Origin of the sequence: Bacillus sp. MUM 116, from assembly GCF_001866655.1 — a bacterium.
Lineage (GTDB): Bacteria > Bacillota > Bacilli > Bacillales > Cytobacillaceae > Neobacillus.
Genome location: NZ_MLYR01000167.1, coordinates 1 through 9,601, shown reverse-complemented (window position 1 = coordinate 9,601; position 9,601 = coordinate 1). Strand labels below are relative to the sequence as shown.

The window sequence follows — 9,601 nt, the reverse complement described above, 5'->3', positions numbered from 1 at the left end:
AAAAACAACAATCTATGCGAAAATAGCCTTTATAAATAATGCAAGGAGGTATTACATTGCTCACCGGAGATGCTTCGTACATCAAGAAGATGAATCGAGCTTTAATTTTAAGCAAGATCATCGAGCTTCATTTAATATCCAGAGCCGATTTGGCAAAAATCACTGGATTAAACAAAGCAACAGTCTCGGTACAGGTATCAGATTTATTATCAGAAGAATTGATTATCGAAACTCAGCAAGAACATAAAAATCTCGGCAGAAGACCAATTATGCTTTCGATTAACCCACAGGCAGGTTTTGTTTTAGGGATAGACCTTGATAAAAAATCGATTACTTTTAATTTGTCAACGATGAATGGTGCCCCATTTCAGACGAATACAATTGAACTCCAATCATCTGATTACGATATTATCCTTGATCTATTGATTAAACATATAGAGGATTATAAACATCAATGTGCCCACACTCGTTATGGTCTTGCCGGAGTCGTAATTGGAATTCACGGTATCGTTAATAACGATGAAATGATCTATTTTGTCCCACAACATCGATGGAGAAATAAAAACCTGAAAGAAGACTTGATGAACGAAATTGGAATCAATGTATCGATTGAAAACAATGCTAATTTGTGTTCATTAGCGGAAAAGGTTTATAAACACCATCAATGTGGGAACCTTTTATCAATCAGTTTGTATTCAGGGATTGGTCTTGGGATTATGGTTAATGGTGAATCTCTTAAAGGGTGCCATGGATATGCTGGAGAAATTGGCCACATGATCATTGTTCCCGATGGAAAACCGTGCAGCTGCGGGAATTTGGGTTGTTGGGAACAATATGCATCTGAAACAAGCTTTTATAAACAATTATCGGAAAACAACCATGAACCTGATTTTAGAAATGGAGACATCAAACATTTACTTTTGAAGCAAGAGCCGAATATTGGTCATTTAATGGATCAATACATTAAATATTTATCCATTGGCCTTAATAATATTATTAACCTATATAATCCAGAGATTTTAGTTGTAAATAGCGAATTACTTCTAATGGTTCCAAATGCGGTAACAAAAATAAAAAAACACCTAACTTCAACGATCAGCCATTATTGTGAACTACTTGTTTCCGAACTAGGAAATAGCGCATGTATAATGGGCGCTTGCGCCCTGGCCATAAAAAACTTCTTAGAAGTTTCTGAATTAAGTTTAACCTATAATGAGAAGAAGACATCTTTATCATAAATGCACCTAATTAGAGACCCAAAAGCCCTCACATTTGAGGGCTTTTGGGTTATTTTTAATATGAAATATCCCATTTCACCTTTCAGAACCAGTAAAAGCCAATTCACAAAAATAAAATGTGAATTGGCTTTTTCATTAATATTTTAGAACCATTCTCCATAGCCTAAATTTCTTAAATAATCTCCAGAATCTTTTAGCGTATCAAATGGATCACGTCCATACGTATCATCTTGTTCAATTAAGAAATACTGAACGCCACTTTCCACACCCGCTTCAATAATTCCTTTGATATCAAGATTCCCTTGTCCAAGTTCCGCAAATTCAATGATGTTTGTAAACTTCTGCATAAACTTTGACATATCTTTAAAGTCTTCCTCGTTTACATCCATACGTCCAATTCGATAATCTTTTAAATGGATTAAGGAGACGCGTCCGGCAAAGCGTTTAATCACATTTACTGGATTCTCACCGCCTCTTTGAACCCAGTGAACATCTAACTCGTAACCAAGCTTCGATGTATTGTTTTTCATAATATCCAACAAACATTCTCCATCATATTTTTCAAATTCAATATGATGATTATGATAATATAATTCTATTCCATGCTCCGCTAAACGCTCAGCCATTGCTTCAGCGTCCTTTATATACGCCATTGCTTTATCTTTTTGACCCATTAAGGTGATTGGCATCATCCCAATTCGAACGAAGTTACAATCGAGTGTTTTGCAATCGTTAACAATTTTATCAAAATCCGTGGTCAAGGATTCTCCAGGCATACCAGGCATGGTGTCCAAAGGCGCAGAAACCGAGGCGATATTTATATTAAAATCTTGACTCGCTCTTTTTAATTCCGCTACATTTTCCTCTGTCATTTGAATTTGCGTTACCTCGATATAATGAAATCCAAGTTCATGAATTTTTCTCATGGTTTCATAAACACCAAGTTCTGCAATTTTATTTTTTAGGTTAAACATTTGAACGCCAATTTTTGCTGTCTGCATGTTAAAATTCCTCCATTTTTATTGCTTTCTTTTCTTCTGATGATTTGCGAATCGCATCAATCATTTTCATCGATGTCAGAGCATCCTTCACATTTACATAATCCTGGGTGTCATTGACAATACAAGAATAGAAATGGTTAATCAATTTCACATGGCTTGCACCATAATAGAATTTTGTACCCGGCATTTTTGTATCTTCTATTAATACTTCTTTCTGTTCATGGCCCCTGGTTAAAATACTGTCTTTAATCGTAAATTTTTCTTTTTCTAAAATGACCTCAAGCTCAACACTGGAATTTTCCGCATTGGCATTCGTAGCAAAAAATAAACCTGATGCACCGTTTTTAAACTTAATATGGGCAGTTGCCGTATCTTCAACTTCTATCCCATAATCCAACAGTTGGTCAATCGACCCTCTGATTGATTCCATTTCACCGCCTAAAAGGTGCATTAAATCTAGCGTATGGATGGATTGATTAATCATGACACCGCCGCCGGCATACTTCATTTTCCCCCGCCACGGTTTTACATGATAGTAATCTTTAGGTCTAAACCAAGCGACTAACCCCTTAATGCCAATGACCTTCCCATATTCCCCGCTGACAACTAACTCTTGGAGCATTTCAAATGTTTCATTGTAGCGATTTTGAAAGCAAACACAGATTTTAATATCCTTATTGTTCTCCTGCAGAGCTGCCAAAGCCAGTCCTTCCTCATAATTCAACGTTAAAGGCTTTTCTTGAAAAACATGAATCCCCATTTCCACACAGGATTTTGTTGCTGGATAATGAAGATAATGCGGCAGACAAATATGAACACAATCTATTTTTTCTTTTTCCAGCATTACGTGATAATCGGTATAAAAATTTACGCCAGGCACTGAATCTATTAATGCTTCATCAATATCACATACTGCAACCAATTTAGCCTCAGGATTTGCTTGTATAGCAGGAATATGAATTTTAGAAATATCCCCCAGTCCAATAACCGCTGTCTTAAGCATCAGCCCATCCCCTTTTAAAACGAACTCATGGTCATAATGGCCATGAGTTCAATGAATTAATAAAACAATTATTTTTTAATTGGATTCTTTTTTTCTTCTTCAATCTTTTTGTTCAATTCAGCAAAGTATAACTCTTCATCAATTGGAAGTTCTACTTCTTTACCTAACCAGCTTGATAGATGGATTGCGTTTGCTAATGCAACGCCGTGGATACCATCACTGCCAGGTGCAATTAAAGGAGTTCCATTTACGATATTTGCTGCGAAATTTTCTAAAACTGCAATATGTTGTTCTCCCCACACGCTCTCAAATTCAAGAACTTCTTCACTGAATACATCCGATGGGCCTTGACCAGTGAAAATTTTCATTACATCAGCCCAGCTCATCGTTGCACTCATTTCCGGCTCTGGTGTTTTAAGTCGTTTGATGGTGATTTTCTTGCTATCGTCCACAACGATTTTCCCCTTATCTCCTAAAATCTCAAAACGATCAGTACCAAGAATATCATGTGTACACGTTATAAAGACACCTGTTGCACCATTGCCATAGTCAAGTAATGTCGTTACTTCATCTTCAACAGCGATATTTCTTTGATAGCCATATTTTACATTGGAATAAACTTTTTTAGGCATCCCACAAATCCATTGAAGCAAATCGATTTGGTGTGGTGCTTGATTTACAAGAACACCACCGCCTTCTCCGCCCCAGGTTGCTCTCCATGCACTTTGGTCATAGTAGCCCTGTGGTCTCCACCAAGTGGTAATAATCCAGTTTGTACGGCGAATATTACCAATTTCTCCATTATCAATAAGCTCTTTCAATTTTTGATAGAGTGGATTTGTTCTTTGGTTGAAGAAAATACCGAAAGTCAACTCTGGTTTTGTTGCAGCGAATTCGTTTAAATCTTTCACCTGTTTTGTATATACACCCGCTGGTTTTTCTACTAGGGCATGAATATCTCTTTTAAGTGCCTCGATGCCGATTTCTGGGTGCAGGTAATGTGGGACAGTGGTTACTACTGCGTCAACATTGCCGCTCTCAAGCATATCAATATAGTTGTCATAGAAAGGAACATCAGGATATTTATCTGCACACATTGCCTTTTTAGCTGGGTCAATATCACAAATTGCCCCTAGTACCATATTTTCAACTTTTCCTTCAGATATAAAACCAGCGTAGGTTCCGCCTTGTGCACCGATTCCAATGATACCTAATCTTACATTTTCCATCATTTCTTCTCCTCACTTTCAATTTTTTCAAGAATAGTTAGCAGAGATTCATATTGAAGCTTGTATCCGCCCGCACCATCGAGACCTTTATCATCCTTAATAAACTCTTTAGCATCCTCAAGCTCTAGGTCCTTTAGCGAATCAAAAAGAACCAGATGTGGTTCAAGTGTTAAAAAACCTTGATAACCGCTTTGTATAAATTGGGCCAATAGCTCAGGTATTTTCCCATCACCAGTCCCGCACACAACATTTTGGCTATCGGTTGTAACAGCATCCTTTATGTGGATATAAACAATCTCATCTCTAAGCAGATCGTAACACTCCCCAGTATCCTCGCCGCACTGTACAAAGTTAGCAAAGTCGAAAATCCCTTTAAAATGGGCAGAGCCAACTTCTTTTAAAATCTTTTTGCAGCGTCTGCCGATGTCACCAAAGATATCCTTTTCATTCTCATGCAATAAAATTACATCGTACTTTTCCGCAATTGATGCAAAAACCTTAAGCTTGCTGATTACTTCATCCCGATAGTGATCGGCCGCTTCCCCTTTTGGAATGTAAAAGCTAAATATCCTTATATACTTGCAATCTAGTATTTTACTAATTTGGCATAGCCTGTCCAGCATAGCCTTTTGGTTTTCAAAACCTGCTTCATCATTGATAAAAATCTTTCCAATAGGCGACCCGATGGAAGAGACTCCAATTTTCACCTTTTGGAGCCGCGGCAAAACATTTTCCTTTATTTCTTCCACTGTAAAGTCACCAATGTTTTTGCCATCGATACCACGCAATGAGATATATTGCATTCCGAGCTTCGATACAACTTCAAGCTGGGTATCAAAGTCCGAAGAGATTTCATCTGAAAAACCGGAAATCATTAAATTCTTGTTCATGGTCGACTGTTCCTCCTCTTTTCTTGATAAGTGGTATTTGTTATATTTTTTCTATATTGGGTAGGGGTAATGCCCACCTTTTCTTTAAAAAAACGGCTAAAGTGTGAAATACTTTCAAATCCTGATTGACGCGCTACTTCGGCAAGTGAATGATTCGGTTCCATTTCCAATAGAAATTTAGCCTGATTCAACCGGCAGCCCATCACATATTCCATTACGGTAAATCCAGTTATTTCTTTAAAAACATGTGAAGCATAATATTTACTTAGATTTAATTCGCCGGCAATTCGATCCAAATTAATTTTCTCTTTGTAATTCTCATTAATCCAGGAAGCAATACTCTCGGCATGCTTTTCTTTTTCCGTACTTTTGCTTGTCACTTGAGCCAATTCTTTTTGACTCATATGATAAATTTCAATCAACAGCTGTATTAGCTGGATCTTGATTTCAGCTTCTAATAATTCATCTTTTTGGATGGAATGCTGGCGTTCTTTATTGCATTGCACTACAAGATTTGCAATCCGTTCAATCTTCTCATCCACCACTCGCGCTGATTCATCATACCCAGTTCGGAGAAGCCAATTATTTAGTTTTTTAAAAGGATCCAATAAATTAGGTACCCCTAGAACTTCTAATAACTCAACCACGAATGTTGGCGAGAAGTGGACAACACTCCTTGTATACAGACTTTCTAATCTTGGATTTGGTTTATGCAAGATTAAACCATCCATTAATAAAATATCTCCAGGCTGTAAATCGTAAATCCGATTGTTAATTAAATACTTACACTCTCCTGCATGAAAAAAATAAATCTCATATTCATGGTGGGAATGGAATTCAAAGGAAGAAGTTTGCATTCCCTGCATTCTGTAATCAGCAAGTATCCAATTTTCCATTCTTTTTCCTCCTTCACCAAGAAAACGTTGTCAATTTCAGAAAAAATCACTAAGGTCTATATTTATCTTATTGCATTTTTTCAGTAAAAACATTCTCTAATACTGCTTAAATTTAGTATTTATTTTACTCAAATTGCTTTTTAAAATAAAATTTCAGAAAAAAAGACAATCCAGCTTATGACAGTTGGATTGTCTATATGAATGAAGCTTATTCCATCCAATTTGTATGGAAGACGCCTTCTTTATCTATACGTTGGTAGGTATGTGCACCGAAATAATCGCGTTGCGCTTGCAAAAGATTAGCAGGAAGAGTTTCTGTACGATAGCTGTCATAATAAGCAGCCGCACTTGCAAACGTTGGAACCGGAATGCCGCGTTCAATCGCAATAGCTAAAACTTGACGTAATGCCTGTTGATAGTTTTCAACAATCTCTTTAAAGTAAGGATCTAGTAAAAGGTTTGCCAATTCAGGTTCGCGGTCATAAGCGTCTTTTATTTTTTGTAAGAATTGCGCACGAATAATACAACCGCCGCGGAAGATCATCGCAATATCACCATAGCGAAGGTTCCACTCATATTCATCAGAGGCTGCACGCATTTGCGCAAATCCTTGAGCATAGGAACAGATTTTACTCATGTATAATGCTTTACGAACCGCTTCAATTAATTCTTCTTTCTTGCCTTCAAATGGCCTCACTTCTGGTCCTTTGAGGATCTTGCTCGCCCTAACACGTTCTTCCTTCATGGCAGAGATAAAGCGGGCAAATACGGATTCGGTAATTAGTGGAAGCGGAACACCTAAATCCAAGGCATTTTGGCTTGTCCACTTACCAGTTCCTTTTTGTCCTGCGGTATCCAAAATTAAATCAACCATTGGTTTACCTGTTTCTTTATCTACTTTTGTGAAAATATCAGCTGTAATTTCAATTAAATAACTATCTAATTCACCCTTATTCCATTCAGCAAATACAGAATGAAGCTCATCAGTAGTTAAACCAAGAACATTCTTCAAAATAAAATAGGCTTCGCAAATTAATTGCATATCCCCGTATTCAATTCCATTATGAACCATTTTTACATAGTGGCCGGCACCATTTGGTCCAATATAGGTACAGCATGGATCCCCTTCCACCTTAGCAGAAATTGCTTCTAAAATTGGTTTCACAAGATTATATGCTTCTTTTTTACCACCGGGCATAATGGAAGGACCTTTTAATGCACCTTCTTCTCCGCCCGAAACACCTGTGCCAATAAAATGGAAGCCCGCTGTTGCTAATTCCTTATTACGTCTAATTGTATCTTGGAAGAATGTATTTCCTCCATCAATTAAAATATCGCCTTCTTCAAGAAATGGCTTTAAGGAATCAATTGTAGCATCCGTTGCAGCACCGGCTTTCACCATTAATAAAATTTTACGGGGCTTTTCTAAAGAATTAACAAATTCTTCAACTGTTTTAGCACCGACAAAATTTTTACCCTCTGCCTCGTTCTTTAAAAATTCTTCAGTTTTGTCATAAGACCGATTGAATACAGCTACGGAATAACCGCGACTTTCGATATTTAATGCTAGGTTTTTCCCCATTACTGCTAAGCCAACTACACCAATTTGTTGTTTACTCATTCAATATCCCTCTCTCTCATATTCCTCAATAAATGTTCATTATCCTTTATTATTAAGGAGAGTCCTTCAAAAGTCACGCCCTATCCCTTATCTTTCCAAAAAATATCTTTCCGCATTATAGTAACCAATATTTTTAACCATGTTCTCTAAAATTGCCATATCAGCTGGCACTAATCCATTCTCTACCCAAACGCCAAGAAGATTACATACGATTCGGCGGAAATAATCATGACGAGCGTAGGAAAGGAAGCTGCGAGAATCTGTCAACATTCCGATAAAGTGGCTTAACATCCCTACATTAGCAAGATCTTTCATTTGTCTTTCCATTCCATCAATATGATCAAGGAACCACCATCCTGAACCAAATTGAATTTTTCCAGGAACACCTTCGTCGTAGAAATTCCCCATCATCCCAGCAAGGACGACATTATCTTTTTGATTTAAGTTGAATAAAACCGTTCTTGGTAATGCATCCGCTTGATTAAGGGCATCTAGGAATCGAGATAATCCTTCCGCAAAATTAAATTCCCCAACAGAGTCAAATCCTGTATCTGGACCGATTAAATTTTTCATTTTGGTATTGTTGTTTCTTAATGCTCCCATATGAAGCTGCATAACCCATTGCTTTTCTGCATACATTTTTCCAAGTTCCGTTAATAAAAATGCACGGTACGCTTTTAATTCTTCATCTGTGAGCTCTCCGCCGCTTAAACGTTTATTAAAAATAGTCTCGATCTCTTGCTTCGTTGTTTCCACGTATTCCATTTTTTGAATATCATGGTCAGATGCACGGCCACCGTTTTCATGGAAGAAATCAACACGTTGTTTAAGTGCATTTAAAAATCCATCAAGAGAATCTGTGTTGATACCAGAAACCTCAGCCAATTTCTCAATCCAGCTCTTAAAAGTTGGGCGTTCAATGAAAAGAGCCCCATCCGGACGGAATGTTGGTGCAATAATCGTCTTAAACGAGTCATCATTTTTTAGTAATTGATGGAACTCTAATGTTGAAACTGGATCATCGGTTGTTCCAATAAACTTAACATTTGATCTTTCAATAAATGCCCTTGGTCTGAAATCAGGTTTCTTTAGTTTTGCATTACATTCATCAAAAATTTCACGTGCTGTTTCAGGCTTAAGCTGCTTTTCAATCCCAAAAAACATTTTTAATTCCATATGCGTCCAATGATAAAGGGGATTGCCAACTAAATGCGGGACTGTTTCTGCCCAAGCCGCAAATTTATCCCAATCACCTGCATCGCCTGTTATGAATCGTTCCCCAATACCATGAATACGCATTGTTCGCCATTTATAATGGTCTCCCCCCAACCATAATTGGGTAATATTTTCATATGGCTTATTTTCCCAAACTTCTTGTGGATTTAAGTGACAGTGAAAATCGAATATTGGTAATCCTACTATTGCATTTTCATATAGTTTAACAGCTGTATCTGTACTTAATAAAAAGTCCTGATCCAAAAACTTTTTCATAAAAATCCTCTCCTAATGATATGAATTTCAACCTTGCCGAACTGTAAACCCTTACAGATTACTATAAACTTCAATTTTAAAATTATTTACTTTAATTTGTTTAATAAACAAATTAATTATAAGCTAAACTTACCACGTTTAACCTTTTCCGTCAATTAACTCTTTACAAATTAATAGAATAATATCAGCTAATTTATGAAAGAACTTGATATAATAAGGGTAGATTTAAAAC

The 9,601-nt window shown here is 36.9% G+C and carries 8 protein-coding genes; 1 reads left to right on the top strand and 7 read right to left on the bottom strand.

Annotated elements, in window-relative coordinates; genetic code table 11:
• The first annotated feature begins 56 nt into the window (after positions 1 to 56).
• Complete coding sequence (locus tag BIV60_RS27130; RefSeq protein WP_141770576.1) at positions 57 to 1,238, top strand: ROK family protein; 1,182 nt, start codon at positions 57 to 59, stop codon at positions 1,236 to 1,238.
• A 143-nt stretch (positions 1,239 to 1,381) separates the two neighbouring features.
• On the opposite strand, the gene BIV60_RS27125 is transcribed toward BIV60_RS27130, so the two are convergent.
• The 7 genes from BIV60_RS27125 to uxaC all read right to left on the bottom strand — a co-directional run bounded on the left by BIV60_RS27125 (position 1,382) and on the right by uxaC (position 9,369).
• Entirely contained in the window at positions 1,382 to 2,239 is an 858-nt protein-coding gene (locus BIV60_RS27125) for a sugar phosphate isomerase/epimerase family protein (RefSeq protein ID WP_071358774.1), read from the bottom strand.
• A gap of 1 nt (position 2,240) precedes the next feature.
• Positions 2,241 to 3,242 (bottom strand): Gfo/Idh/MocA family protein, encoded by a 1,002-nt coding sequence (locus tag BIV60_RS27120; protein WP_071358773.1) that lies wholly within the window; start codon positions 3,240 to 3,242, stop codon positions 2,241 to 2,243.
• Positions 3,243 to 3,310: 68 nt separating this feature from the next.
• On the bottom strand, positions 3,311 to 4,471 hold the full coding sequence (locus tag BIV60_RS27115) for a Gfo/Idh/MocA family protein (protein WP_177177410.1): 1,161 nt from the start codon (positions 4,469 to 4,471) through the stop codon (positions 3,311 to 3,313).
• On the bottom strand, positions 4,471 to 5,361 hold the full coding sequence (locus tag BIV60_RS27110) for a sugar phosphate isomerase/epimerase family protein (RefSeq protein WP_071358771.1): 891 nt from the start codon (positions 5,359 to 5,361) through the stop codon (positions 4,471 to 4,473). Before BIV60_RS27110 ends, BIV60_RS27115 begins: the two co-directional genes overlap by 1 nt.
• The gene (locus tag BIV60_RS27105) at positions 5,358 to 6,257 is read right to left on the bottom strand and encodes an AraC family transcriptional regulator (protein ID WP_071358770.1); all 900 of its coding nucleotides are present in this window, start codon (positions 6,255 to 6,257) and stop codon (positions 5,358 to 5,360) included. Before BIV60_RS27105 ends, BIV60_RS27110 begins: the two co-directional genes overlap by 4 nt.
• 208 nt (positions 6,258 to 6,465) lie before the next feature.
• A complete protein-coding gene (gene gndA, locus BIV60_RS27100; RefSeq protein ID WP_071358769.1) occupies positions 6,466 to 7,878 on the bottom strand; it encodes an NADP-dependent phosphogluconate dehydrogenase in 1,413 nt (470 codons plus the stop codon).
• 87 nt (positions 7,879 to 7,965) lie between these two features.
• Positions 7,966 to 9,369, bottom strand: coding sequence for a glucuronate isomerase (uxaC, locus tag BIV60_RS27095; protein ID WP_071358768.1), 1,404 nt, complete (start codon positions 9,367 to 9,369; stop codon positions 7,966 to 7,968).
• Positions 9,370 to 9,601: the final 232 nt, after the last annotated feature.

Bases quoted from the DNA above. Each gene is read 5' to 3' on its own strand.
- BIV60_RS27125 (WP_071358774.1), bottom strand. From the start codon at position 2,239: ATGCAGACAGCAAAAATTGGCGTTCAAATGTTTAACCTAAAAAATAAA.
- BIV60_RS27120 (WP_071358773.1), bottom strand. From the start codon at position 3,242: ATGCTTAAGACAGCGGTTATTGGACTGGGGGATATTTCTAAAATTCAT.
- BIV60_RS27115 (WP_177177410.1), bottom strand. From the start codon at position 4,471: ATGGAAAATGTAAGATTAGGTATCATTGGAATCGGTGCACAAGGCGGA.
- BIV60_RS27110 (WP_071358771.1), bottom strand. From the start codon at position 5,361: ATGAACAAGAATTTAATGATTTCCGGTTTTTCAGATGAAATCTCTTCG.
- BIV60_RS27105 (WP_071358770.1), bottom strand. From the start codon at position 6,257: ATGGAAAATTGGATACTTGCTGATTACAGAATGCAGGGAATGCAAACT.
- gndA (WP_071358769.1), bottom strand. From the start codon at position 7,878: ATGAGTAAACAACAAATTGGTGTAGTTGGCTTAGCAGTAATGGGGAAA.
- uxaC (WP_071358768.1), bottom strand. From the start codon at position 9,369: ATGAAAAAGTTTTTGGATCAGGACTTTTTATTAAGTACAGATACAGCT.